Below are 23,314 nucleotides of genomic sequence, written 5' to 3' on the forward strand. Positions count from 1 at the left end.
GCAGACGTCAATCCGTAGTAATTGATTCAGGATGGCGGATTGCTCTGGTCTCTGCCCAATGAAAGGGGCTCAGGGTCGATTGCCTTGGGGCATAGAGCGGATGCCGAGGTTCACCCGTTTGCGTCAACGCCAAGCTGAGGGGGCCTTTGGCGTTTGGGCAGTGCACTTGGCGTTGCCGTCTCAACGGTTGAAGCGTATGAAGAACATCGCGGGCACGGGGGCCGCGGCCACCGCTCATGCCCCAGCCACACCACAAATCCATCTGGGGATCACGGGCCCAACGCTCAAAACAGACCTGAAGAACCTTGTCATTTTCGACTCCTACCGGATCACTGGCGCGCTGCAGGGCAGATGGATGGGGAGAAATTCGCGCAAACAAATTGACCACCAGTAACTCTTGATATCCCCACGACTTCGCGAATGCCTGAAGTCTCCTCAGGGTGGGGTCGTCCCGCTCTCCGTCAGCTCGGGAAGGATTCAATCCAATAAACAACAGAAGTCCCAAGCCAAACGTCCACTGACGATGCAACCACCAGCGGTACTGACGGTTGTCACTGAAGCTGGCGTTAGACGCCGAGATGACGTCTGCAGAGGTCGAGGATGCGCGCACTTGCCTGCCCATCTCCAAAAGGGTTGACCGCTCGGGACATCGATTCATAGGCCTCCGAATCCCCCAAAAGACGGGAGGCTTCCTCCAAGATGTCAGCCGGATCCGTACCCACTAACCGTGCCGTACCGGCATCCACCGCTTCTGGGCGCTCGGTGGTTCGACGCAGCACCAGCACTGGTTTACCGAGGGCCGGCGCTTCTTCTTGAAGTCCACCGGAGTCGGTGAGTAAGAGCGTGCACCCCTTCATGGCCGCCACGAGGCGGTCGTAATCAAGCGGCTCGGTTAAGACAACCCTCGGATGATCCCCCAACAAGGCTTTCAAGGGGTCTCGCACCGTGGGATTGCGATGCAATGGGAGCAGGAGAGCGGTGTCAGGGAAACGATCCAAGACCAGTCGAATACCCGATGCGATGTCTCCCAAACGATCTCCCCAATTTTCACGTCGGTGAACCGTGGCCAAAATCACGCGCTGGGATGTCCAATCGAGCCCCTCAAAATGCACCTCAGGAGCTTTTTCCGCCATCAACAGCAGCGCATCAATCACGGTGTTTCCTGTCACCGAAAGGTCTCCGACAACCCCTGAGGCACGGAGATTCTGCTCAGCCTTGAGGGTCGGAGCAAAATGCAATGTGGCGATCTGAGATAACAAGCGTCGATTGGCTTCCTCGGGGAACGGATCCAAGAGGTTGTCGGTGCGCAAACCCGCCTCCACATGACCCACCGGAATTTGCTCATAAAACGCCGCCAAACCGGCCGCAAACGCCGTAGTCGTGTCCCCTTGAACCAGAACAATCTGTGGGGGGAAATCATGAAAATCATCCCGCAAACCTTGCAACGCAGCGCAGGTGACGTGAGTCAATGTTTGGCGTGGTGCCATCAAGTTGAGATCCCTGTCGGCTTGCAATCCGAAAAGATCCATCACCTGGGTGACCATTTCACGGTGCTGACCCGTCAACACAACTCGGGTCGTTATGGCCTCACACGCTTGAAACGTGCGGATCACGGGAGCGAGTTTGATCGCCTCAGGACGCGTCCCTAAAACGATGGTGACGCGGGGCTGATCGGCCATGAAGTCCGCACGTATAGACGGATCCTACGGGCGTTCAGGAATCGAAGACCTCCATCAATCACTTGCCAGCAGACACATCGGAACGATCCTGGAATTACATCGTCTCGATGATCGTTGGATCAGCCGGTCTTTCCCCCCAGCTTTCCGCCGCGCACAGCCGGCACCTCAGCCAGTACCCCATCTCCAACAACGCCCTCACCGGAGGTGCGGGGGGGAACAGGCTCCCTATCCCTGGAAGCCATCCTGCGCACCGCCCATGACGCAGGACATTCGGATGTCCATCTTGGTGTGGGGGAGCGTCCACGCTTTCGCGCGCGTGGCGAGATTCAAACCACCGATTGGCCCGCCACCGATGACAGGGTGTTTCAAGGATGGCTCCGTGAAATTCTCTCTCCGCAGCAAATCGATTCGTTTTATCGCGACAAAGAACTCGACAGCGCCTTTGCCTTTCCCTTCGTGCGCGTGCGGATCAATTTGCTCGACTCATTGCGTGGCCCAGCGATGGTGCTGAGGCTCATCCCTCAAACCATCCTCAGCTTGGAGCAGCTCAACCTTCCAGAGGTTCTCAAGGATCTGGCAGCCCGCCCCAAAGGACTCGTTCTAATTACAGGGCCGACTGGGTCTGGGAAAAGCACAACCTTGGCCGCGATGATCGATTGGATCAACCGCAATAAAACCTGCCACATCCTCACCATCGAAGATCCGGTGGAATTTGTGCATGAAAGTCAAAAGTCCCTGATTCGTCACCGCGAAGTGGGTTTAAACACCCTGAAGTTCCATCACGCCTTACGAGCAGCCCTGCGGGAAGATCCAGATGTGATCTTGGTGGGAGAAATCCGAGACCAGGAGACCCTCTCAACAGCGCTTGAAGCAGCTCAAACCGGTCACCTGGTATTCGGAACGTTGCACACCAATTCGGCGGTCAAAACCGTCGAACGGGTGCTCGGAATGTATGCACCTGACGAACAACCCAGCGTCCGCCGATCACTCTCTGAATCCTTATTAGGTGTCATTTCTCAGGGGTTGATTCGCACCAACGACGAGAAGCGCGCTGCTTATCAAAAATCCTCGTCAACACAGATGCCTGCCGGGATTACATCCAGCGAGGCTCCCTGGACGAGGTCGAGGAAATCATGGCGCGTAGCAGCTTCGATGGAATGGTCACATCGAATCAATCGCTTCAAGCGCTTGTCGAAACGGGACGGGTCGAATCAGAACAGGCAATTGCCGTGAGCTTGAGGCCCAGTGAGCTGGCCCAAGCCCTACGCGGCAGAGATTAATCAGCCGGCGTTGAACACTCTCGAGACCAGCACCACGGCCAGTCCTGCCGACAAACCGATCATGGCGAGACGACCATTCCAAATCTCCGCCTGAGGGGTGAAGCCACGCTTCCACTCGTTGAGTTCAGCCGATCCCACGGGTTCAGGGGTCTGAATTGCTGTTTTTTGCCCGGACTGGTCTGCCATGCCTCCCCTTTTTTGTGTGCCACCTTACGGGCATTTTTCAAAAGGCAGGTGAAGCGTCGTAAAGCGCATCAGCCCGTTCCAACGGCCAACGAGCTGCAACTCCTGTTTCATCGCTTGACGACAGCACCCCTCGGCTCAAACGGTTGAGCGCTGCCGCTCCAATCATGGCGGCGTTATCGGTGCAATAAGCAAGAGGAGCAATCGATATGGCAACACCATGCTGCTTGCCCTGTTTCGCCATCAGCAGTCGTAGGCGCTGATTCGCAGCGACACCACCCACCATCACAAGCTGCGTGAGGTTGTGATCAAGGGCACAACGGATGGCGCGTTCCACCAAAACATCTGCCACCACCTGCTCAAAACTGGCCGCAAGATCAGCCAGAGGCAGATCACCCCCAGAGCTTTGGCATGACTCAACAGTGCGCAGCATGGCTGTCTTCAAGCCACTGAACGAAAAGTCATACGGATGAAACCCGCCGCCGCGCAGTGAGATCCGTCCTTTCGGGAGTGAAAAACGCTTGGCATTCCCCGAAACAGCGATGGCCTGGATTGCGGGACCACCCGGATAGCCAAGACCCAGCAATCGAGCCACCTTGTCAAATGCTTCACCAGCGGCGTCGTCATGGCTTCGGCCGAGTCGTTCCATTTCCCCATTCAGACCAACACGAATCAGCTCGGTGTGGCCACCACTCACCAACAGAACCAAATAAGGAGGAGCGGGTGCTTGCTCACCCAGCGCGGCTGATGCCAAATGCCCCTCGAGGTGATGAATTCCCAGAAAAGGCACCTGATGCAAGGCCGCAAGGGTGCGACCTGTCACCGAGGCCACCATCAAGGCGCCTGCAAGGCCAGGCGCAACGGTCGCTGCGACCGCATTCAATTCAGAAATCGAAAGCGCAGATTCCCGCAAAACCTCCTGCACTAATGCGGGCAAGGCCTCTACATGCCGACGCGAGGCAATCTCTGGAACAACCCCACCCCAGAGGGCATGTTCCTCCACTTGTGACGCAATTCGAGACGCCAAAACCTCAACGCTGCCATCGGCTTTGTGTCGCACAACGGCAGCGGCTGACTCGTCACAACTTGTTTCGAGGGCGAGCACTGTTTGCATTGTGGTCAAGGCCCTCCCGTAATGTCCGCAAGAGACATCCTGCCTTTCACCGGGCAGTTAAAAACAGGAATCGTCCGATGCGTCGTCTTTTAGCCGTTGTGCTTTCGACCCTCCTGGTGTTCGGCTTCGCCCCCGTCGCAAAGGCGGATGTGGCCGGCTTAACCCCGTGCGCTGAAAGCGCACGCTTCCAGCAACGCGCTTCTGCTGCCTCAACACCCCAGGCGATAGCCCGGTTTGAGATGTACAGCCAAGCGGTTTGCGGAGAAGATGGTTTGCCCCATCTCATCGTTGATGGCCGCTGGAGCCACGCCGGTGACTTCGTCCTTCCCGGGATCATGTTCCTCTACATCAATGGATGTATCGGCTGGGCTGGTCGCGAATATCTCAAAGCTACCCGCGGTAAGAACGCAGCTATGAATGAGATCCAAATCGATCTCAGCATCGCGTTTAAAAGCCTTTTGGCAGCCGCTAGCTGGCCCCTGGCAGCCTTCGGCGAATTGACCAGCGGAAAACTGACGGAAGACGACGCCAAAGTGACCGTCTCCCCGCGCTGATCCACTGCCCACTCACCATCGTCGGTACCCATGAAAAAATTTCTCACCACCGCACCAGTTGTTGCAGCGATTTGGTTCACAGCCACAGCTGGAATCCTGATCGAATGGAACCGCTTTTTCCCTGATCTTCTCTTCCACCCGATGTAATGCGTTCTGAACGCATCACAACCGCCTAAATGCCCCCTCTTCAGAAGGGGGCTTTTTTTGTGGCTGAGGCCTCGAAACGTTGATTAAGGAGCCTGCAGTTGCATGTGCGTCTCGAGCTGTTTCAACGCCTGATCAAGATCGTCGTTGACCACTACCGCATCAAATTCGTTCTGGGCATTGAGCTCCTCACGGGCTCGGGCAAGTCGACGCTGAATCGCATCCTCCGTGTCGGTCCCCCGACCTCGAATCCGCCGCTCTAATTCCGCAAAGCTGGGGGGAGCAAGAAATACTTGAAACGCATCAGGAAAGCTGGTGCGCACCTGTCGGGCACCCTCCAACTCAATTTCTAAAAGCACAGGCCGACCAGCCGCGAGATGCTCCTCCACAGGATCGCGAGGTGTGCCATAGCAATTGCTGGCGAACTCAGCCCATTCGAGCAATCCTCCCGCCGCTACAAGCGCATCAAAGGTGTCGCGAGGGTGAAAGAAATAACTCACCCCCTCTTCTTCCCCCGCGCGCGGCTGCCGGGTTGTTGCTGAAACAGAGAGCCAAATTTCAGGATGTTGATCCAGCAATCGCTTCACCAACGTTCCCTTGCCCACGCCGCTCGGTCCTGTAAGCACGGTGAGCCTGCCGTTGTGTGCCATCCGGAGAACTACGTGAGCAAGCAGAGTAGGAAGCATCCCACTGCCACTTGGTGATAGCGACGGCCAGCCTTCAACCGATGGATCTCACAACCCTGCGGGCGGTGCTGTGGGATCTGCGCGGCCGTGTTCTTCCCAGTCGTTTCGAGAAAGCACAACAACCCAGCCCAGGCACCATTCAGTTGGGCTTTCGCAGCCTTGAAGGCATGGTGTGGCTTGAACTGAGTTGGCAAGCAGACTCACCCCGCCTCACAGAAGTCAATCCCCCACCTAGAGAAGGTTCGGGCAGCACCTTGGCGCAACAACTCCAACACAGCTTGCGCCAGTTAGCCCTTGTGAAGCTCCACCAAGAAGGGTTCGAGCGCGTGGTGGAATTTCAGTTCGCACCCCGACCGGGAGAGCCCATTCAACGGGTGCTGGTTTTGGAACTCATGGGTCGCCACAGCAATTTGCTGTTGCTGGATGAGCAAAGACGCGTTGTCGCTCCCGGACGACAGGTGCGCGACCATCAATCCAGGGTTCGTCCGATCAGCACAGGCGACGCTTACTGCCCACCGCCGCCGCTTCAGGGACATCGACCGGACAAAACGGAGCGATTCGAGCGTTGGAAAGAGCGACTGAGCTTGATTCCGATCCCGCTCAAGAAAGCTCTTCAACAGACTTATCAAGGGATTAGTCCCGCATTGGCCACTCAACTGGCCGGAAGTTGGCTGGCAACCTCTGTGGATCAGCTGGAGGATGAACAATGGCAAACCCTTCATCGCCGCTGGTGTCGATGGCTGGAGCAGCTGGAGAGCGAAACGTTTGATCTCCAAACCAATCCCAATGGGAGCTATCGCGTATGGGGAGAGGGTCCAGCAGCGTCAACGCATGATTCGCTAGCCCTTGGCCTAGGCAAGCTTTATCAAGAACGGCTCGGGCAACGCGTCTTAGCCAAAGCCCAAGAGGAACTACGTCAAAAAATCGAGCGCTGGCGCTCAAAAGAAGAATCTGAGTTGAACGATCAACAGCAGCGACTCAAGGCCACCGAAAACCATGCCGAGATTCAGCAACAAGCTGATGCCCTTCTCTGTCTGCAGCACCCCAACCGAGATCAGATCAGCGAGGCACAAAAGCTCTACAAACGCGCCCGCAAATTGCGACGATCCGTCGCAATCCTGAATGAACGAATCGATCACCACCAACAACGCCTCGCTCTCATTCACGGCAGCGAAGGCTTCATCGAGGAACAACTCGAAGCGATGTGGCAAGACGACCTGGCTCGAAAAATCGGTTTACAGGAACTTCAACGGGAACTCGACGACCTCCTCTCGCCAGGGGAGCATCCCCAATCGAAACGTCGACAAAAACAGAACCAGCCCCAACCCCTGGAGCTCACAAGCCCCAGTGGCATTTTGGTTCAAGTGGGACGCAATCATCGACAGAACGACTGGATCAGCTTGCGTCAGGCTCGCAGCGGCGACCTTTGGTTCCATGCCCAGGAATGTCCGGGAAGTCATGTCGTACTTAAAAGCTCCAACGCTCTGGCGGATGAGGACGACCTTCAACTCGCGACGGATCTGGCGGCCTACTTCAGTCGAGCACGGGGGAACTCCATCGCTTCGGTGGTGATGGTTCCAACCGATCAGCTGCAGAGGATTGCTGGTGCCGGACCCGGCACCGTTCGCCATGGATCCGGCGAAATTCGCTGGGGACATCCGCAACGCATAAAGCAACGCCTCTTTCCCCCTAGCTTGGTTTGAAAGACGGGCTGACTTGAACCTTCGCCCCTCCCGCGTCCGTGCCTGAACGCCTCGACGGTCCCCCAGCCCTTCAACCCCCTCCGCCGATCCGCATTGGTCGAGGGCCAGACGATGCCGACCTACCCCATGAGGTGGAAATGCCTCTCATGGAGCATTTGGAAGAACTGCGCGGACGGGTTCTCAAGAGTTTGCTGGCCGTGGTCATCGGAGCAGCGCTTTGTCTAGTCGGTGTGAAACCCCTGGTTCGCCTGCTGGAAGCACCAGCAAAGGGAATTCACTTCCTGCAACTCGCGCCTGGGGAGTTCCTGTTCGTCTCGTTGAAAGTGGCTGGCTATGCCGGCCTCACCCTGGCCTTGCCCTACGTGCTGTTCCAGTTATTGGCATTTGTGCTGCCAGGTCTCACTGTGCGGGAACGGCGCTTAATCGCTCCGGCCGTTGCTGGCTCAGCCGTGTTGTTTTTAGTTGGTCTCACCTTTGCCTGGTGGGCCCTGGTTCCAGCGGCACTGAACTTCTTGGTGAGCTACGGGGCTGACGTGGTGGAACCGCTTTGGTCGATTGAGCGTTACCTGGATTTCGTTTTACTGCTGATGTTGGCCACAGGACTGGCCTTTCAACTGCCAGTGCTGCAGCTCCTTCTTGGCGTTCTTGGACTCGTCCGCTGGCGTTCGATGCTCGGGGCTTGGCGCTGGGTCGTACTGGGTTCAGCACTGGCGGGAGCGGTGCTCACCCCATCCACCGACCCGATCACCATGTTGCTGTTGGCCAGTGCAATCACGGGACTTTTTGTTGTGGGAGTCGGGCTTGTCGCCTTGACCGAACAACTCAAACCAGAAACTCCTTGAGCAAACTCTCCGCCTCAGGCCCTTCGACCTGCAATTGAAGGCTTAAAGCTTTGCCAAGACGTGGTTTATCGCGCGTTGTTAGGAGCCAATTGCGCACTTCACCCGCCAAACCAAGACGATTCACAACATCCAGTACTTCTGCCAAGTGGTCTCGATAGCTGTTTTCGTCCATTGGGAAGGACTGTTGCTCCAAATACGCCCACATCACGTGCAGGTAGAGACGGCCACGGCGAACCACTAGCTGAAGGTCGTAAGTCGCCCGCCAGCGCTGGCGAAGACAGCCAATCACCTCCTCCACTCCGAGGGGTTCAGCAGCGGAAGAAGGGCGCAGATCAAGCACAAAAGCCTTGCCGGAGAACGGTAGGGGAGGCCAGTCGTTGCAAAGCGTGACAAGCCATTCTGCGTCCATAATGATCGCCAACCCGTGCTGGATGAACGTCCGCCATGACCCAAATTCCCTCGAGCGATGTGCCCGGAATGGGTCGTCGTCAGTTCATGAATCTCCTGACGTTCGGATCCGTGACTGGTGTCGCCCTGGGAGCTCTCTACCCAGTGGCTCGATACTTTATTCCGCCTAAAGCCGCTGGTAGCGGTGGCGGCACAACAGCCAAAGACGAGCTGGGCAATGTCGTAACAGCTACTGGCTGGCTCTCCACCCATCCAGAAGGCGATCGCAGCCTGGTTCAAGGCCTCAAAGGTGATCCCACCTACCTGATCGTTGAAGGTGCTGACGCCATCGGCAGCTACGGCATCAATGCCATCTGCACCCACCTGGGTTGTGTGGTGCCTTGGAACAGTGGCGCCAACAAGTTCATGTGTCCTTGCCATGGCAGTCAGTACGACGCCACCGGCAAGGTTGTTCGCGGCCCTGCCCCGCTCTCCCTCGCACTGGCCAATGTCAGCGTTGAAGACGACAACGTCTTCGTCAGTGAGTGGTCTGAGACCGACTTCCGCACCGGCGACAAGCCCTGGTGGGCCTGATCTCCTCCCTCCACCGCCTGCACTCTCCCCTCCCCGTTCCATGCGTCGCCATCTCTCCCTTGTTCTCGGTTCGCTGGTTATCGGCCTAGCCCTGCTAATTGCCCCAGGCGCAAGCTGGGCTTATCCGTTCTGGGCCCAGCAGAACTACGACAGTCCCAGAGAAGCCACTGGCAAAATTGTTTGCGCGAACTGCCACATCGCCAAAAAGCTCACCCAAGCTGAAGTACCTCAGTCGGTGCTCCCGGACAGCGTTTTTACCGCAAGCGTGAAAGTTCCCTACGAAGAGGGAATCAAGGAAATTGGTGCGGATGGCAGCGAAGTCCAACTTCAAGTTGGTGCCGTCGTGATGCTTCCCGATGGCTTCACCTTGGCCCCTCAAGACCGCTGGACGGATGAAATTAAGGAGGAAACCGAAGGGGTTTATTTCACTCAGTACAGCGACGAACAGCCCAACATCCTTCTGGTGGGTCCCATCCCTGGCGATCAAAACCAAGAAATCGTTTTCCCTGTTCTCTCGCCTGATCCCGCCACCGACAGCAACATCCACTTTGGTAAATACCAAATCCATGTGGGTGGAAACCGTGGCCGCGGCCAGGTTTATCCAACCGGTGAAAAGAGCAACAACACCGTCTTCACAGCTCCTGCCGAAGGCAAAGTTGCGTCAATCGATGCCGGTGACAACGGCGCCAGTGTCGTCACCATCCAGGCTGCTGATGGCACCAGTACAAGCGAAACCATCCCAGTTGGTCCCCAGCTGCTGGTGAATGTGGGCGACAGCGTGGCAGCTGGTGATGCCATCACCAACGATCCAAACGTGGGTGGATTCGGCCAGGTGGACGCTGAGATTGTTCTCCAGAATCCTGTTCGCATCTACGGCTTACTCGCCTTCTTCGCCGCGGTTGCCATCGCACAAATCATGCTGGTGCTGAAGAAGCGGCAAATTGAAAAAGTGCAAGCCGCTGAAGGCAACTTCTAAGCCAAATGTTTGCTTCTCCTGGGCCCGAGCTGTTTCAGTTCGGGCCTTTTGTTTTGCGTTGGTATGGGCTGCTGATTGCAGCAGCTGTCTTGATTGGGCTCAACCTCTCAAGCTCACTCGCACAACAGCGCAAGCTTGAAAACGGGCTAATCAGCGATCTACTCCCATTACTTGTTCTGTTCTCCGTGATTGGAGCACGGATCTATTACGTTGCCTTTGAGTGGCATAACTATGCAGCCACGCCCCTAAAGGCGCTCGCAATTTGGGAAGGTGGCATCGCAATTCACGGCGCCTTAATTGCTGGAACTCTCACGCTGATTCTGTTCTGCCGATGGCGTCAACAATCCTTTTGGGATGTGCTTGATGTTCTTGTTCCCTCCGTGGCCCTCGGACAATCCATTGGGCGCTGGGGCAACTTTTTCAACTCAGAGGCCTTCGGAATCCCAACAGACCTACCGTGGAAACTCTTCATTCCAGAACAAAATAGACCAATAATTTATGTCAATCAAGAATTTTTTCACCCAACCTTCTTATACGAATCGCTCTGGAATCTTGCCCTATTTATTATCTTAATCCTTCTTTTTCGCTGGGGATCTAAGCATCTCAACAAGCTTCCTGCCGGTGCAATGAGCTGTATTTACTTGATGGGGTACAGCCTGGGACGGGTTTGGATTGAAGGCCTACGCATCGACTCGCTTTGCATTGGAGCTCTTCCACCAGCTTGTGAAGGCGGTCTCCGCATCGCTCAACTCATGAGTGGAGTCATGGCTCTTGCAGGAAGCCTTGGCCTTTGGTGGCTCTATGGCCGGAAGAAACCCTTACCAGATCCAGGCTTTCGACCCAACTGAAGCCAAGCTCATAGCTTGCATCCATCATCCCCATGCATCCCGTCAGTTTCGTTGGAGCCGGCCCAGGAGCTTCGGATCTTTTGACCCTGCGGGCAGCAGATCGCTTGCGGTCTGCTGATGTTTTGATCTGGACGGATTCGCTCGTTTGCCCTGGGATCCCCAAACTTGCCCCGGACGGATGCGAAAAGATCCGAACCAGCACGATGACCTTGGAGGACGTAATCCCGCTTCTCGTTGAAAGACACAAGAGCGGGAAACGGGTCGTCCGACTTCATGACGGCGATACAGCCCTCTACAGCGCAATCAATGAACAGATTTGCGCCCTGACAGACCACAACATCCCGGTGGAGGTGGTGCCTGGCATCAGCGCTTATCAAGCAGCAGCCGCAGGCCTAGCGAGCGAACTCACGATTCCAGGAATCGTGCAAACCATCGTTCTGGGGAGAGCCGGTGGGCGCACCGGTGTTCCAGACAGCGAAGAGTTGGATCGACTTGCCGCCCTAAAGGCCAGCCTTTGCCTTTATCTCAGCGCTCGCCACGTGGACGAGGTACAAACCACGCTGCTGAAACACTATCCAGCAGACACCCCTGTGGCGGTGGGGCATCGCGTGAGCTGGCCTGATGAATTGCTGTCTGTCATCTCCCTTGAGGAGATGGCAGCATTCACTCAAGAACATGCGTTGATACGTACAACGCTGTACTTGGTGAGCCCGGCACTGGCTCGAGGCCCCCAACGTTCACGCCTCTATTCACCCGACCACGATCATCTGTTTAGGCCGAGTTCCTAACTACGCAGTGGTTTAAGATTCGATCGTGCGGGCGATTAGCACAGTGGTAGCGCACTTCCTTCACACGGAAGGGGTCACTGGTTCGAATCCAGTATCGCCCATATTTCATGGACGCTTCTTTCTGTGTCTAACTAAAAAACGCGTGTCATTTTAGAAAAAATTAGTAAAATAATTTTATTGATTGATGCAATTACTGCATGGACGTTTCGACGCCCAATAACAATCAAGAGTCAAACTCAGGTTTACTCTTTGTTGGACAACAGCTTTCTGAACGTCGTCTTGCCAAAGGGCTGAGTCAAGAGCAACTAGCTGATCGAATGCACTTGGGCATCGAACAACTAGCCGCGCTGGAATCTGGTGATCGGGACAAACTTCCTGAGCTTGTCTTTATCAAAGCCATGGTGAGGCGGCTCAGTACTCATTTAGAGCTTGATGCTGATGCCCTCGTCGCCTCACTCGGATCTCTTTCGGACAGCGGCGGGGCAAAGGAGCGAGTGTCGCCCGCAAAAAGACCGAATTCTCTTCCCCCTCAACCACCCTCTCGACCTGAGAGCGAGGTCATTTGGACTTGGCTTGTCCTGGTTGGGGCCGCAGCGCTCGGGGCTTTGGCATGGGTCCAACGGCCGGCGCTACTTGAGCTCATCCAGCAACCCCAATCCAATTCAGTCATCGCCCCCGCCAAGACAGCGACCAGCCCGGAACAGAGCCTCACCACACTCACAACTGCGCCCAAAGACGCTCCTGTTCCTTCAAGTATCAGCGAAGAAGAACTCCCCAACTCAGGTCCGATCACGCTCAGCAGCAAAGAGCCCAGCTGGATCGCACTACGCCGTCAGGGAACAATCGAGTTTGAGGGAATCTTGGAAGGCGAACGAATGATCGAAGGTCCTGACGAGGTTGAGATCTATGCAGGACGTCCTGACTTAGTGATGGTGTCGGTTGCCAATGGTGACTCAAGGGTTCTGGGAACCATCAGCGAGATCCAGTGGATGCCCCTTAACCCTGAACGCTCACGCTGAGATCAACACCCGAGGCTTCCTGCACTGTTTCAGCACAACTTTCCAAACTCCACTGTTCCAAACTCAAATCTCGATTGGAGCGATCAGGAACGAGCTCGATCCGAAGCTGATGTTGAGATGCCTCCACACTTAGGGACATCACGACTGGTTCGGGACGACGATCAATCGCCGATGCAAGTCTCAACAACAACGACATCTCACCAACACATTTTCGATTTTCTCGGGTTATCAAGGCCTGCCATGACTCATGGCGTTTTTTAGGCAAGCTGCGCCGGTGGTAGCGCGCAATGGCGGCCACCATCAAATGTTCGGCTTCGGAATAACCCAGTAGCTCTCCGTGGCGAATGAGGTACCAAGAATGCTTGTGATAGGCGCTGAGATTGATGTGCTGACCACAGGTATGCAGCATCGACGCTGCCCACAACAGCTCCCGACCTTGGCCATCATCTTGATGGATCACGCCTTTCGTCTTGTCATAAAGGGTGAGGGCATGGGAGGCGACCTTCTCAGCCCGTTCTTGATTGACAGCAAACCGCTGCACCTGATGAATCACCGTCCGTTGACGGATGCTGCTCTGGAAACTGAACCGGTCTTCCAGCAGACCCTGGCGCAACATCCAATCCACAATCAGACCCTCGCGCAGGGCCCTCTCGCTGAGCACAAGGCCGTCGACGGCCAACATCTTCATCGTGGTTTGCAAAATCAATGCACCCGGAACAATGATTTCGGCGCGGCGATCATTAATGGCAGAGATCTCCCGCCGCTGCGCCGGAGTCATGACGACCAACCGTTCGACAACCCGGTCCAGACGAGAGCGAGACACCTTGTAACCGTGGAATTTGAGCGGCGGACGGTCGTCCTCACCAGCAGCGAGGGCACCAATCGCCATCGCCGTCCCGCTGGTGGCCACCAAAACAGGTTTTTCGCCAGATTTGATGCGACGAAGAACCTTGTCGACGGCAGGTTCTAGGGAACCCTGAATGAACGCTTGCAGAAAGGAGCGTCGCTGCGGAGACAACGGCTCCTCCTTGATGAAATCCCGTTGGAGGCGCACCGCACCCACCCGGGTACTGGTCAACGCACGGGCATCTCGGCTATCCGCCAAGATCAGTTCCGTAGAGCCACCGCCGATGTCCAGGAGTAGGTGCGGCCTGTCTCCGAACGACATCCCCGAGAGCACGCCGAGATAGATCAATCGAGCTTCCTCGGGCCCACTGACCAGATCCACTTCTATTCCCAACTCATCCTTGATGCTCTGAAGGAAATCGCGCCCATTAGGGGCTTCCCTTACAGCACTTGTGGCGGCCGTGACTACCTGTTCAACTTGATGACTGTTGGCTAAATCAAGGAAGCGACGCAGCGTTTTAAAGCCACGTTCCATCGCAGCCGCCGACAATTCTCCCGTCTCTGGGTCGCGCTCTCCTAGACGAGTCGTGGACTTTTCCGCCTGAATGATGCTGAAGGTGCCAAGGGCTGGATCAACGGAGGCCACCAACAAATGCGTCGAATTGGTGCCGATATCAATCGCACCAACCCGCCTCAGTCCTCCAGACTTGAGCCCACGGGACAACGTCAATCCCTGAACGTCTCCAGATGTCAGATCAGCGGTCTCAGCTTCCGACATCAACGACGCTGGCCTGACATGGCTCCACTTTGGCACTGGTTCCAAAGGCCATCAGTCCATGACTCGCGTTTTTAAATCTCTTTCACTGTGAATAGCAGCATCCCCAGCCTCCGCCCCTGGATCGAATTACTCCGCTGGAACAAACCATCGGGGCGACTCATTTTGTTGATCCCTGCTGGGTGGTCTCTCTGGCTCACGCCGTCTGCTCCCCCCAGTGCCTCATTGGTTGGAGTGATTTTGGTGGGAGGGCTTGCGGTGAGTGGAGCAGGCTGCATCGCCAACGATCTTTGGGACCAAGGGTTCGATCGTCAGGTGGAACGAACCCAAGGTCGACCGCTTGCACGTGGAGCCCTGCAACGACCCCAGGCGTTATGTCTTTTACTTGTGCTGCTTCTCGTCAGCCTGGGGGTGGTCCTGAGCCTGTCCGATGAGAGTCGGGGCCTGTGCTTGGGCTTGGCGGTCGCCGCCTTACCGCCCATTCTTTTGTACCCGTCTGCCAAACGCTGGTTTGCCTTCCCCCAGGCCGTTCTTGCCCTGTGCTGGGGATTTGCAGTGCTGATCCCATGGGCTGCTGCAGAAGGGCAACTGAGCTGGAATCCAGCGCTGATCAGTTGCTGGATCGCAACCCTGCTATGGACCTTTGGATTCGACACGGTTTATGCCATGGCGGATCGAAGAGATGATGCCCAAATCGGCCTACGCAGCAGCGCCCTGAGCCTTGGGGAGTCCGCGACGTCAGTCGTTCGGATTTGTTATGCGCTCACCTGTTTTTCCATGGCCATCGCAGCCACAACGGCCCAAGTCGCCGCTCCGTTTTGGCCCTTTTGGCTCATGGCCACGGTCTTGATGCAAGTCAGTTGCTCACCCCTAACGCGAGAAAAAGCATCGATGGTGCTATTTGCCCGTCATTTCAGTCGGCAGGTCCAAGTGGGAAGTTTGTTATTGATCGGGCTGTGCCTGGCAAGGGCTTGGACCTGATGGCCAATCTCCAGCCGGCATCACCGTTGAGACCTGGCGATGCTGTGTCTTGCGTGGCGGCCAGTTCTGCCTTGAGCGGCGATGGGCGGTTGAACGAGGGGATCCAAATCCTCGAAAGCTGGGGCCTAAGCGTGCATCCACAAGCTTTAAGCGAACGCCGCTGGGGTTACCTCGCAGGAAATGATCAAGAGCGACGGGCCGATTTAGAACCGAAAGCGCAGACGGCCTTGTTGGCCTGTGCCCGCGGTGGATGGGGGGCGGCACGGTTGCTCGAAGAGAAGATTGCATGGAAACCGGGATGGCTGCTGGGCTTCTCGGACGTCACGGCACTACTCCTAGCGAGGTTGGCCGCTGGCTTCGCAGGAGGCGTCCACGGTCCACTACTCACCACGCTTGCGGCGGAACCGAAATGGAGTCAAGAACGCTTACGGAGACTTCTATTCGGCGAAGCCATCCCTGATCTTCATGGCCGGGCCACAGGGGGCGCACAAGCGTCAGGGCCCTTAATTGTGGCGAATCTCACGGTGGCGACGCACCTTTTAGGCAGCACACATTTCCCAAACCTTCACAACGCCATTCTGATTTTTGAAGACGTTGGCGAAGCGCCATATCGCATCGATCGCATGTTGACCCAATGGCGGTTATGCGGGGCCTTGGATGAAATTGCAGGACTGGGCTTTGGACATTTTGAAGGCTGCGACGACGACGCAACCAACGATCCAGACGACCAAGCACCGCCTCGGCGTTTCAGCCTGAATCAAGTGCTGGACGAACGCACAGCCGACCTCGGCATTCCAAGGGTTTTTGATCTCCCCGTGGGCCACCGATGCGGCAATGCAGCTCTTCCCTTAGGTGCTGAAGCTCACCTGGATGGCGAGGCAGGGCGACTCAGGGTGTCGTCCTTGAACTGAGAACTGCTTCAGCCACCGTGAGATCAAAGGGGGTGGTCACCTTGATGTTCGAAGGGCCAGCATCCAGCACCTGCACCGACCAGCCCAAACGCTCAAAGAGCGATGCATCGTCCGTCACGCTCCACCCCTCCGCTTGAGCTCTCACATGACCCTGACGAAGCTGCTCCACCTCAAACCCTTGCGGAGTTTGTGCAGCCCAAAGCTCAGCACGATCAGGCGTGTCACGGATCATGCCGTGTTCATCCACCCGCTTAATGGTGTCGGTCACTGGGGTTGCAGCAATCAATGCCGCCCCAGCCTCCACAGCCACGGCACACCGATCAAAAAGGTCTGGTTGAACCAAACACCTGGCACCGTCATGAATCAGCACATGGCGTGCCCCCTCTGGCAGTCCGGCCAGACCCCGCAGCACGGATTCCTGGCGGGTCGCCCCCCCTTGAATCCAAACCAAAGGTTTCTTCACTGAGCCAAGAGCATCCAGGATCTCGGCTCGATCGATGTCCTGGCCAACGATTCCAATCCAACTAATTTCAGTGGCCGTCAACGCTGCATCCACTGTCCAAGCGATCAAAGGCCGCCCCAAAAGAGGCAACAGCAGCTTGTTTCGATCCGCACCCATGCGGCGACCACTCCCCGCCGCAGCAATTAACAGATGCACAAGCGACTCCTGCCGCAAGCAGGCGGAAACGTTCTCCATACAATCAGCTCGCACCCTGGATCGCGGCGCATCGATGCGAGTTCTTGCTCTCAGCCCTGGCTCGTCCCAAGACCAACTGGATCGTCTACCCGCCCTCGAGAGCCTCTGCCAGCAACTCGGCGCGTCCCTATTTGTGGCCTGTGACCCGGGAGTCAGCGCCGCCTGGCAGCTGCTGCCCTGCGTCGAAAAGGTATTCCCCTTCAGCTTCGAAGCCGGCCCCAGCCTCGCTGACTGGGCCAATTTGCTCGGCAATGTGCGAGAGCCAGATTTTCAAGTCTGCGTCAATTTCGCCGAGGGACAGCAGGTCAACCTGATGCTGTCGATGAGCCACATCCCGAGTCGAATCGGGACATCAGGATTTGCATGCACTGAGCAAGTTCAAGCCGGGGATGGCTTTGCAGCCCAACGGCTTTCGACCTACCTCTCTCCGCTCGGCTGCAGCCTCGACGCCGATGCATTTCGCCTAGCCCTGCCAAGCCAAGAGCTCGAGGAAGCTCGCTCGAGCCAGCCCCCAGGGGATGGGCCGATGCTGATTCTTGCTCCATCCTCAGAGGATCAGGACTGGCCCCCAGAACGGTGGTTAGCACTTCCGAAGAGCATCTCCACCCGTCTTGCGACCCTGCGATCAAGCACCTTGGATCCGGGCCTACCGATGCGTCGACGGGCCGCTGCCGTGGCCTGCGCTGATGTGATTCTCAGCAGCTGTGCCATGACACAGCGCTTAGCTGTCTACTGCGGAATCCCCCTCGTGGCGTTGGGAGCAACCCCAACCGACTTCCCACCGCGCGGCGACATTCGCTGTTTAGGGGTGAGATCCGATCTGGCTTCACTTACTGAGCAGGAGGTGTTGGATGCCCTCGGCTTTTAAACGAGCACCGGCATGAGCCGCAGAAGCCGAGCCAGGGCACAACTGAAATTATTAACCGCCCCCTGGAGAGGACCGTTCACTGCTCTTGCCACGCTGATTCTTGCTGGAGCAAGCGGCTACCGCCTCACGGAGGGCTGGGATTGGGGGGATTGCCTCTGGATGGTGTTGATCACCGTCAGCACCATTGGATACGGAGAAGTCGAAACGCTGTCCCCGCAGGGACGCTTGGTCACTGTCCTGATCGTGGTAGGCGGACTTGTTGTCGTTCAGCTGGCCATTCAACGCGTCCTGGGCCTCAAGGAATCTGGCTACTTCCGACGGGTGAAAGAATTTCGTTTCCATCGCATGCTGGAGCGCATGCATGATCACGTCATCCTCTGCGGCTACGGACGCATCGGCCAAGAGATCGCAGCCCAACTGTTGCGAGACAACATTCCCCTGGTGGTGATTGAAACGGATTCCTTTCGACGTGACGTCGCCGAATCAAAGGGACTCAAGGTGCTTCAAGCGGATGCAACCCTCGACGAAACACTGCTCGATGCCGGCTTAGACCGCTGCCAAAGCCTCGTAGCAGCCCTGCCAGGGGACGCGTCCAACCTGTACGTCATTCTCAGCGCCAGGGATCTTCGACCGGACTGCCGGCTCATTGCTCGGGCCAGCAGTGATGAAGCCACGGCGAAGCTCCGACTTGCTGGAGCTTCCGTCGTTGTGAGTCCCTATGTCGCAGGAGGGCGCGTGATGGCTGCATCAGCACTTCGCCCCCTTGCCCTTGATTTCATGGAGCTTTTAGCGGGCTCCAATTTTGAAATTGAAGAATTTCAGCTCAGCAACAACCCTCAATATCTCTCTGCAATCCAAGGCCGCAGCCTTGCTGAATTGGAACTTGGACGCCGTAGCGGAGCTTTAGTACTCGCCATCCGTGATCAGGGTCAATTGATCGCAAACCCAGGCGGAGACATGGAATTGGCTCCTGGTCAGCTGCTGATTGTGCTGGGCAGCAAGCTCCAACTCTCACGATTTCAGCAACTGCTTGGAGAGGCTGTCGACAGCATTGAAACCATGCCGGGTTGAGAGAAACGGCCTCGGATCCCTACGATCCTTCGATCTTCAGCTCTGCGATGTCCCCCACCACCTCCCTTGCTGGTCAGACCGCTCTGGTAACGGGGGGGGGTCGAGGCATCGGCAAAGCAATTGCCCTCGCACTCGGCGAAGCTGGCGCGGAAGTTGTTGTGAACTACTCCAGTTCAGCCGCTGCAGCCGATGAAGTGGTGGCCGCCATCGAGGCTCTTGGCGGAAAGGCTTATGCCCTCCAGGCAAACGTGTCGCTTGAGAGCGACGTGGATGGATTAATCAAAACCGTCTTGGAACGCAGTGGCCGCATCGATGTGCTGGTGAACAACGCAGGGATCACGCGGGATGGCCTGTTAATGCGAATGAAAACAGACGACTGGCAATCGGTGATCGACCTCAACCTCACGGGAGTCTTTCTTTGCTGCCGAGCCATCGCTCGGCCAATGCTGAAGCAAAAAAGTGGCCGCATCATCAACATCACCTCCGTGGTGGGATTGATGGGAAATGCTGGTCAGGCCAATTACGCCGCAGCAAAGGCTGGCGTGATCGGTCTCACCCGCAGCACTGCCAAAGAGCTGGCGAGCCGCGGAATCACCGTGAATGCCGTAGCTCCGGGGTTCATTGCTACTGATATGACAAAAGATCTAGATGCCACAGCCATCTTGAAAGACATCCCCTTAGGCACATTTGGGACGCAGGAGCAGGTGGCCGGTGCGGTGCGATTTCTCGCAGCAGATCCAGCCGCGGCTTACATCACCGGGCAAGTGCTCCAAGTGGACGGCGGCATGGTGATGGCTTGAGCCATCAAGAGTCGAGGGAGAGGGGCTGAGCCAGCTCGTCGCGGAGTCGACGGATCTGCTGAAGCAAGCGGAGACGGCGCAACCGTGCTGTCGCCGTCAAGAAAATGCGCAACGGCACATAAACAAGAGCCATCGTGGCGGCCAAACCCGCCAGAAGGACAAACAACAGGGCTCCTGAATCGGCCATGCCAGAACCCTAATGAAACTGGCGCGAGAAGGCAGTTCAAATCGGCAAGGGATTCGGCTATCCCCACCAGGGTGCAGGTCTAAAAAGGCTGATGCTCTATGGGACAGTGACGAACGGCTGAGTTGCCATCATGGCCAAACTTCTTTCTTTCTCCGACGAATCACGCAGTTCCCTTGAGCGTGGTGTGAACGCCCTTGCCAATGCTGTCCGAGTCACCATCGGACCCAAGGGTCGGAATGTCGTTCTCGAGAAGAAATTTGGCGCCCCAGACATCGTTAATGACGGCGATACCATTGCCCGCGATATCGAGCTGGAAGATCCTTTTGAAAATCTCGGCGCCAAGCTGATTCAACAGGTGGCATCCAGAACTAAAGACAAAGCTGGAGACGGCACCACCACGGCCACGGTTTTAGCTCAGGCCATGGTTCGCGAAGGACTCCGCAACACAGCAGCAGGAGCTAGCCCTGTAGAGCTTCGTCGTGGGATGGAGAAAGCGGCAGCACAGGTGGTTGCCGGTTTGGCGAGCCGAAGTCAGGCCGTCGAAGGTGATTCCATCCAACAGGTGGCCACGGTGAGTTCCAGTGGCGATGAAGAAGTGGGTCGGATGATCGCTGAAGCGATGGATCGGGTCAGCGTGGACGGCGTCATCACCGTTGAAGAATCCAAATCGCTCGCCACCGAAATGGAGGTGACTGAAGGCATGGCATTCGATCGCGGATACAGCTCGCCCTATTTCGTCACGGATGCTGATCGTCAGGTTTGTGAATTCGAAAATCCATTGATCCTGCTGACCGATCGAAAGATCAGCACCGTCATCGATTTAGTGCCCGTTCTTGAAGCGGTTCAAAAAAGTGGCTCGCCGCTTTTAATCCTCTCGGAAGAGGTGGAGGGGGAAGCCCTGGCCACCTTGGTGATGAACAAGAGCCGTGGCGTCCTCCAAGTGGCAGCAGTGCGTGCTCCTTCCTTCGGAGACCGTCGCAAAGCAGCCTTGGCTGATATCGCCATCCTCACGGGGGGCACCTTAATCAGCGAAGACCAAGCGATGACTCTCGACAAGGTGACGCTCGAGGATCTCGGTCACGCCCGTCGGGTGACGATCAGCAAAGAGAGCACCACCATCGTTGCGAATGACAATCACAGTGAAGCGGTGAGCAATCGTGTTGCCGCAATCAAGCGAGAGCTCGACGCGACAGAGTCGGATTACGACCGCGAAAAGCTGAATGAGCGGATTGCCAAACTGGCCGGTGGTGTTGCCGTCATCAAGGTGGGTGCTGCAACAGAAACCGAACTGAAAAACCGCAAACTGCGAATTGAAGACGCCCTGAATGCCACCCGTGCCGCTGTGGAAGAAGGAATCGTGGCTGGAGGCGGAAGCACGTTGCTTCAGCTCGCTGAAGACCTCAACGCCCTAGCGGCACAACTGGACGGCGATCAACGCACCGGCGTAGAAATTGTGCAGCGATCACTCACCGCACCCGTCCACCAGATCGCAACCAATGCAGGACATAACGGTGACGTGGTGATCGAAACGATGCGCCAAAGCGGTCAGGGATTCAATGCCCTAACGGGTGTGTACGAAGACTTGATGGCGACAGGCATCGTTGATGCCACCAAAGTTGTTCGACTTGCAGTACAGGACGCGGTGTCGATTGCATCCCTGCTGGTCACAACTGAGGTAGTGATTGCTGACAAACCAGAACCAGAACCTCCTGCTGGAGCTGGAGGTGAAGATCCCATGGGTGGAATGGGCGGCATGGGTGGCATGGGCGGTATGGGTATGCCTGGCATGGGCGGCATGGGCATGCCTGGAATGATGTGATCTCGATTTAAGATTGCAAGCCATCAAATGATGACCCAACGGAAGCATTGCCTAAAGCAGCAAATGCTTTCGTTGGCCAGACATCCTGGATATCTTGAACAAAATTGAGCCGTAAAAAACTTTGAATCATCTTGAGAACACATCTCTCAAAAATGATTCAGCATTTGTTGTGGAAGACCATTCTTTCAAAAAAGACAACAATGATCTAACCCATGCAGAGATTAAATAGCTAAAGGTTTGGGTCTTAAGCAGATATCTAGCGACAACAGTATTCGATATTTAACTTGAGTTGGCTAAGCGATTAGCCCTCGGCAGTAGGCGGAAACTTGTAGGTCAATCCCTGTAATTGCGGTACCTACAACAACATTGTCTGCACCAGCATCAAGAGCTGATCTGGCTGCTCCTGGAGAGGCAATCCCCCCTTCGCAAATTAAACGCACCAATGGATCGAGCCCACGACGTAGATCCGGCAACAGTTCCAAACCTGGTGGCGTGCGATTCGATGTGGTCTCGGTATACCCATAAAGCGTGGTTCCAATCCAATCACAGCCCAAAGCGGCTGCTGTCAATCCGTTTTGAACGCTATCCACATCAGCCATCAATGGGGCCCTTAACTCCTGGCGAGCTCTCTGAATCAGATCTGCCAGCAATTGCCCCCCCGGGCGAACGCGCTCGGTGGCGTCCAAAGCGATCACATCAGCACCAGCCGACCACACCTCCTGGATCTCACGCCAGCCCGGCGTGATGTAAACGCTGCTATCGGGAAACGTGCATTTCCACAAGCCAATAATCAAAGCCTCTGGGCAGCGGCGGCGTACGGCACCAATGTGTTCCGGACTTTCCAAGCGAACACCAACAGCGCCATTGCGGAGGGATGCTTCCGCCATCGATGCGATCACATCTGGATCACGCATGGGAGAGCCCAAAGGAGCCTGAACAGAAACGATGAGCCCGTTGCTTAAAGCGTCAGCAGTCGGAATCATGCTGAATCAAGACGCCTGCGGGAAGCTCTGATCGGCACGGGGCAACCAGCGACGCAAGGAGCGAGGTGTGCTGATCGGTGGAGGCACCATGGCAACCAAAACGTTCTGGTCTTTTGCAGGCTCCACGGGAGTCTTAATGAACCCCTCTTCCGATAACAACTCTTGGACAATCGAGTCTTCGGAGACCGTTGTTACTTCAGCCTCAGATTCAGCTAAGTCTTCTGAGGTTTGATTGATTGCCATAACCGCAGGGGTATCCCAGCTCTCCTCCGTTGGAGGCTCCAGCTCTTGGCCCCCTAAGTCGAGAGAGACCTCGAGTCCTTTTGTTTCAACCAGTTCTTCAGAAGGTTCGGCAACGTTTAAAACCGCATCGGACTGGAGCTGTTCAAACGACTCAGCTGAGGCTTCAGAAGACGTTGCATAAGTGACTGGCAACGAATCGATGCCAAAACGATGCACCCACTGACCCATCAACAGAACCAGCTGTCGCTCATCACCGACATGCTGCGCATCCTGAATCTGTGATGCCAGAACGTTCTGACGGGGTGACGGCTGCTGAAACGGGGAAGAAAGCACGAA

At 56.3% G+C, this 23,314-nt stretch carries 26 protein-coding genes, 1 tRNA gene and 1 pseudogene; 17 read left to right on the forward strand and 11 right to left on the reverse strand.

Annotation, left to right across the window (positions count from 1 at the left end):
- Positions 1 to 7: 7 nt before the first annotated feature.
- Together SYNCC9902_RS08700 and wecB are read right to left on the reverse strand one after the other, a co-directional pair.
- Positions 8 to 610: a DUF1643 domain-containing protein gene (locus SYNCC9902_RS08700; RefSeq protein WP_232179209.1), complete on the reverse strand. Its 603-nt coding sequence runs from the start codon at positions 608 to 610 to the stop codon at positions 8 to 10.
- Entirely contained in the window at positions 567 to 1,679 is a 1,113-nt protein-coding gene (gene wecB, locus SYNCC9902_RS08705; protein ID WP_011360489.1) for a non-hydrolyzing UDP-N-acetylglucosamine 2-epimerase, read from the reverse strand. The genes SYNCC9902_RS08700 and wecB overlap by 44 nt, the downstream gene beginning before the upstream one ends.
- A gap of 114 nt (positions 1,680 to 1,793) precedes the next feature.
- Here wecB and SYNCC9902_RS08710 point away from each other — a divergent pair.
- Positions 1,794 to 2,959 (forward strand): annotated as a pseudogene (locus SYNCC9902_RS08710) (type IV pilus twitching motility protein PilT).
- On the opposite strand, the gene SYNCC9902_RS08715 reads toward SYNCC9902_RS08710, so the two are convergent.
- Together SYNCC9902_RS08715 and tsaD are read right to left on the reverse strand one after the other, a co-directional pair.
- Positions 2,960 to 3,145, reverse strand: a complete 186-nt coding sequence (locus SYNCC9902_RS08715; RefSeq protein ID WP_011360491.1) for a chlorophyll a/b-binding protein — start codon at positions 3,143 to 3,145, stop codon at positions 2,960 to 2,962.
- A 37-nt stretch (positions 3,146 to 3,182) separates the two neighbouring features.
- Positions 3,183 to 4,256, reverse strand: a complete 1,074-nt coding sequence (gene tsaD, locus SYNCC9902_RS08720; RefSeq protein ID WP_011360492.1) for a tRNA (adenosine(37)-N6)-threonylcarbamoyltransferase complex transferase subunit TsaD — start codon at positions 4,254 to 4,256, stop codon at positions 3,183 to 3,185.
- 77 nt (positions 4,257 to 4,333) lie between these two features.
- Between tsaD and SYNCC9902_RS08725 the strand changes: the two genes are divergently transcribed.
- Together SYNCC9902_RS08725 and psaJ are read left to right on the forward strand one after the other, a co-directional pair.
- Positions 4,334 to 4,810, forward strand: coding sequence for a photosystem I reaction center subunit III (locus SYNCC9902_RS08725; protein ID WP_011360493.1), 477 nt, complete (start codon positions 4,334 to 4,336; stop codon positions 4,808 to 4,810).
- 30 nt (positions 4,811 to 4,840) lie between these two features.
- Positions 4,841 to 4,957 (forward strand): photosystem I reaction center subunit IX, encoded by a 117-nt coding sequence (psaJ, locus tag SYNCC9902_RS08730; protein WP_009789189.1) that lies wholly within the window; start codon positions 4,841 to 4,843, stop codon positions 4,955 to 4,957.
- Between the two features lie 83 nt (positions 4,958 to 5,040).
- Here the strand turns inward: psaJ and gmk are convergent, their stop codons facing one another.
- Positions 5,041 to 5,604 carry a guanylate kinase gene (gene gmk / locus SYNCC9902_RS08735; RefSeq protein WP_041425511.1) on the reverse strand — a complete coding sequence of 188 codons (564 nt, stop codon included), beginning with the start codon at positions 5,602 to 5,604 and terminating at the stop codon, positions 5,041 to 5,043.
- Between the two features lie 77 nt (positions 5,605 to 5,681).
- Here gmk and SYNCC9902_RS08740 point away from each other — a divergent pair, with 77 nt between their 5' ends.
- A complete protein-coding gene (locus tag SYNCC9902_RS08740) occupies positions 5,682 to 7,343 on the forward strand; it encodes an Rqc2 family fibronectin-binding protein (RefSeq protein WP_041425161.1) in 1,662 nt (553 codons plus the stop codon).
- Between the two features lie 131 nt (positions 7,344 to 7,474).
- Entirely contained in the window at positions 7,475 to 8,185 is a 711-nt protein-coding gene (tatC, locus tag SYNCC9902_RS08745) for a twin-arginine translocase subunit TatC (protein ID WP_041425513.1), read from the forward strand.
- On the opposite strand, the gene SYNCC9902_RS08750 is transcribed toward tatC, so the two are convergent.
- Positions 8,166 to 8,525: a DUF3067 family protein gene (locus SYNCC9902_RS08750; protein ID WP_011360497.1), complete on the reverse strand. Its 360-nt coding sequence runs from the start codon at positions 8,523 to 8,525 to the stop codon at positions 8,166 to 8,168. The genes tatC and SYNCC9902_RS08750 overlap by 20 nt on opposite strands.
- A 104-nt stretch (positions 8,526 to 8,629) precedes the next feature.
- Between SYNCC9902_RS08750 and petC the strand changes: the two genes are divergently transcribed.
- From petC to SYNCC9902_RS08780, 6 genes are all read left to right on the forward strand, one after another.
- On the forward strand, positions 8,630 to 9,166 hold the full coding sequence (gene petC, locus SYNCC9902_RS08755; RefSeq protein ID WP_011360498.1) for a cytochrome b6-f complex iron-sulfur subunit: 537 nt from the start codon (positions 8,630 to 8,632) through the stop codon (positions 9,164 to 9,166).
- Positions 9,167 to 9,206: 40 nt separating this feature from the next.
- Positions 9,207 to 10,142, forward strand: a complete 936-nt coding sequence (petA, locus tag SYNCC9902_RS08760) for a cytochrome f (RefSeq protein WP_011360499.1) — start codon at positions 9,207 to 9,209, stop codon at positions 10,140 to 10,142.
- 5 nt (positions 10,143 to 10,147) lie between these two features.
- Positions 10,148 to 10,990, forward strand: coding sequence for a prolipoprotein diacylglyceryl transferase (gene lgt, locus SYNCC9902_RS08765; protein ID WP_011360500.1), 843 nt, complete (start codon positions 10,148 to 10,150; stop codon positions 10,988 to 10,990).
- Positions 10,991 to 11,022: 32 nt separating this feature from the next.
- Positions 11,023 to 11,778 carry a precorrin-4 C(11)-methyltransferase gene (cobM, locus tag SYNCC9902_RS08770; RefSeq protein WP_011360501.1) on the forward strand — a complete coding sequence of 252 codons (756 nt, stop codon included), beginning with the start codon at positions 11,023 to 11,025 and terminating at the stop codon, positions 11,776 to 11,778.
- A gap of 29 nt (positions 11,779 to 11,807) precedes the next feature.
- A tRNA-Val gene (locus SYNCC9902_RS08775) sits at positions 11,808 to 11,879 on the forward strand.
- A 96-nt stretch (positions 11,880 to 11,975) separates the two neighbouring features.
- The gene (locus SYNCC9902_RS08780; protein WP_011360502.1) at positions 11,976 to 12,797 is read left to right on the forward strand and encodes a helix-turn-helix domain-containing protein; all 822 of its coding nucleotides are present in this window, start codon (positions 11,976 to 11,978) and stop codon (positions 12,795 to 12,797) included.
- Here SYNCC9902_RS08780 and SYNCC9902_RS08785 read toward each other — a convergent pair.
- Entirely contained in the window at positions 12,775 to 14,421 is a 1,647-nt protein-coding gene (locus SYNCC9902_RS08785) for a Ppx/GppA phosphatase family protein (protein WP_041425166.1), read from the reverse strand. The genes SYNCC9902_RS08780 and SYNCC9902_RS08785 overlap by 23 nt on opposite strands.
- 87 nt (positions 14,422 to 14,508) lie before the next feature.
- Here SYNCC9902_RS08785 and SYNCC9902_RS08790 point away from each other — a divergent pair, with 87 nt between their 5' ends.
- Together SYNCC9902_RS08790 and SYNCC9902_RS08795 are read left to right on the forward strand one after the other, a co-directional pair.
- Positions 14,509 to 15,399, forward strand: a complete 891-nt coding sequence (locus SYNCC9902_RS08790) for a 4-hydroxybenzoate polyprenyltransferase (protein WP_011360504.1) — start codon at positions 14,509 to 14,511, stop codon at positions 15,397 to 15,399.
- Positions 15,399 to 16,310 (forward strand): S66 peptidase family protein, encoded by a 912-nt coding sequence (locus SYNCC9902_RS08795; RefSeq protein WP_011360505.1) that lies wholly within the window; start codon positions 15,399 to 15,401, stop codon positions 16,308 to 16,310. Before SYNCC9902_RS08790 ends, SYNCC9902_RS08795 begins: the two co-directional genes overlap by 1 nt.
- Here SYNCC9902_RS08795 and ispD read toward each other — a convergent pair.
- On the reverse strand, positions 16,288 to 16,968 hold the full coding sequence (gene ispD, locus SYNCC9902_RS08800) for a 2-C-methyl-D-erythritol 4-phosphate cytidylyltransferase (RefSeq protein ID WP_011360506.1): 681 nt from the start codon (positions 16,966 to 16,968) through the stop codon (positions 16,288 to 16,290). The genes SYNCC9902_RS08795 and ispD overlap by 23 nt on opposite strands.
- Positions 16,969 to 17,041: 73 nt before the next feature.
- Between ispD and SYNCC9902_RS08805 the strand changes: the two genes are divergently transcribed.
- From SYNCC9902_RS08805 to fabG, 3 genes are read left to right on the forward strand one after another with little or no spacing between them, the layout of a single operon-like run.
- Complete coding sequence (locus SYNCC9902_RS08805; RefSeq protein ID WP_011360507.1) at positions 17,042 to 17,875, forward strand: glycosyltransferase family 9 protein; 834 nt, start codon at positions 17,042 to 17,044, stop codon at positions 17,873 to 17,875.
- A 12-nt stretch (positions 17,876 to 17,887) separates the two neighbouring features.
- Positions 17,888 to 18,946, forward strand: coding sequence for a potassium channel family protein (locus SYNCC9902_RS08810; RefSeq protein WP_011360508.1), 1,059 nt, complete (start codon positions 17,888 to 17,890; stop codon positions 18,944 to 18,946).
- Between the two features lie 47 nt (positions 18,947 to 18,993).
- Positions 18,994 to 19,746 carry a 3-oxoacyl-[acyl-carrier-protein] reductase gene (gene fabG, locus SYNCC9902_RS08815; RefSeq protein ID WP_011360509.1) on the forward strand — a complete coding sequence of 251 codons (753 nt, stop codon included), beginning with the start codon at positions 18,994 to 18,996 and terminating at the stop codon, positions 19,744 to 19,746.
- 4 nt (positions 19,747 to 19,750) lie between these two features.
- On the opposite strand, the gene SYNCC9902_RS08820 is transcribed toward fabG, so the two are convergent.
- On the reverse strand, positions 19,751 to 19,933 hold the full coding sequence (locus tag SYNCC9902_RS08820; protein ID WP_011360510.1) for a hypothetical protein: 183 nt from the start codon (positions 19,931 to 19,933) through the stop codon (positions 19,751 to 19,753).
- Between the two features lie 130 nt (positions 19,934 to 20,063).
- Between SYNCC9902_RS08820 and groL the strand changes: the two genes are divergently transcribed.
- Positions 20,064 to 21,752, forward strand: coding sequence for a chaperonin GroEL (gene groL / locus SYNCC9902_RS08825; protein WP_011360511.1), 1,689 nt, complete (start codon positions 20,064 to 20,066; stop codon positions 21,750 to 21,752).
- Positions 21,753 to 22,045: 293 nt separating this feature from the next.
- On the opposite strand, the gene SYNCC9902_RS08830 is transcribed toward groL, so the two are convergent.
- Entirely contained in the window at positions 22,046 to 22,735 is a 690-nt protein-coding gene (locus tag SYNCC9902_RS08830) for an N-acetylmannosamine-6-phosphate 2-epimerase (protein ID WP_011360512.1), read from the reverse strand.
- A gap of 6 nt (positions 22,736 to 22,741) precedes the next feature.
- Complete coding sequence (locus tag SYNCC9902_RS08835; protein ID WP_011360513.1) at positions 22,742 to 23,311, reverse strand: hypothetical protein; 570 nt, start codon at positions 23,309 to 23,311, stop codon at positions 22,742 to 22,744.
- Positions 23,312 to 23,314 lie beyond the last annotated feature (3 nt).

Source organism: Synechococcus sp. CC9902, from assembly GCF_000012505.1.
Lineage (GTDB): Bacteria > Cyanobacteriota > Cyanobacteriia > PCC-6307 > Cyanobiaceae > Parasynechococcus.

Excerpts from the sequence above, each read along its gene's own strand:
- wecB (WP_011360489.1), bottom strand. The coding sequence starts at position 1,679 with ATGGCCGATCAGCCCCGCGTCACCATCGTTTTAGGGACGCGTCCTGAG.
- SYNCC9902_RS08715 (WP_011360491.1), bottom strand. The coding sequence starts at position 3,145 with ATGGCAGACCAGTCCGGGCAAAAAACAGCAATTCAGACCCCTGAACCC.
- tsaD (WP_011360492.1), bottom strand. The coding sequence starts at position 4,256 with ATGCAAACAGTGCTCGCCCTCGAAACAAGTTGTGACGAGTCAGCCGCT.
- SYNCC9902_RS08725 (WP_011360493.1), top strand. The coding sequence starts at position 4,334 with ATGCGTCGTCTTTTAGCCGTTGTGCTTTCGACCCTCCTGGTGTTCGGC.
- psaJ (WP_009789189.1), top strand. The coding sequence starts at position 4,841 with ATGAAAAAATTTCTCACCACCGCACCAGTTGTTGCAGCGATTTGGTTC.
- gmk (WP_041425511.1), bottom strand. The coding sequence starts at position 5,604 with ATGGCACACAACGGCAGGCTCACCGTGCTTACAGGACCGAGCGGCGTG.
- SYNCC9902_RS08740 (WP_041425161.1), top strand. The coding sequence starts at position 5,682 with ATGGATCTCACAACCCTGCGGGCGGTGCTGTGGGATCTGCGCGGCCGT.
- petC (WP_011360498.1), top strand. The coding sequence starts at position 8,630 with ATGACCCAAATTCCCTCGAGCGATGTGCCCGGAATGGGTCGTCGTCAG.
- petA (WP_011360499.1), top strand. The coding sequence starts at position 9,207 with ATGCGTCGCCATCTCTCCCTTGTTCTCGGTTCGCTGGTTATCGGCCTA.
- lgt (WP_011360500.1), top strand. The coding sequence starts at position 10,148 with ATGTTTGCTTCTCCTGGGCCCGAGCTGTTTCAGTTCGGGCCTTTTGTT.
- cobM (WP_011360501.1), top strand. The coding sequence starts at position 11,023 with ATGCATCCCGTCAGTTTCGTTGGAGCCGGCCCAGGAGCTTCGGATCTT.
- SYNCC9902_RS08780 (WP_011360502.1), top strand. The coding sequence starts at position 11,976 with ATGGACGTTTCGACGCCCAATAACAATCAAGAGTCAAACTCAGGTTTA.
- SYNCC9902_RS08785 (WP_041425166.1), bottom strand. The coding sequence starts at position 14,421 with ATGTCGGAAGCTGAGACCGCTGATCTGACATCTGGAGACGTTCAGGGA.
- SYNCC9902_RS08795 (WP_011360505.1), top strand. The coding sequence starts at position 15,399 with ATGGCCAATCTCCAGCCGGCATCACCGTTGAGACCTGGCGATGCTGTG.
- SYNCC9902_RS08805 (WP_011360507.1), top strand. The coding sequence starts at position 17,042 with ATGCGAGTTCTTGCTCTCAGCCCTGGCTCGTCCCAAGACCAACTGGAT.
- SYNCC9902_RS08810 (WP_011360508.1), top strand. The coding sequence starts at position 17,888 with ATGAGCCGCAGAAGCCGAGCCAGGGCACAACTGAAATTATTAACCGCC.
- fabG (WP_011360509.1), top strand. The coding sequence starts at position 18,994 with ATGTCCCCCACCACCTCCCTTGCTGGTCAGACCGCTCTGGTAACGGGG.
- SYNCC9902_RS08820 (WP_011360510.1), bottom strand. The coding sequence starts at position 19,933 with ATGGCCGATTCAGGAGCCCTGTTGTTTGTCCTTCTGGCGGGTTTGGCC.
- groL (WP_011360511.1), top strand. The coding sequence starts at position 20,064 with ATGGCCAAACTTCTTTCTTTCTCCGACGAATCACGCAGTTCCCTTGAG.
- SYNCC9902_RS08830 (WP_011360512.1), bottom strand. The coding sequence starts at position 22,735 with ATGATTCCGACTGCTGACGCTTTAAGCAACGGGCTCATCGTTTCTGTT.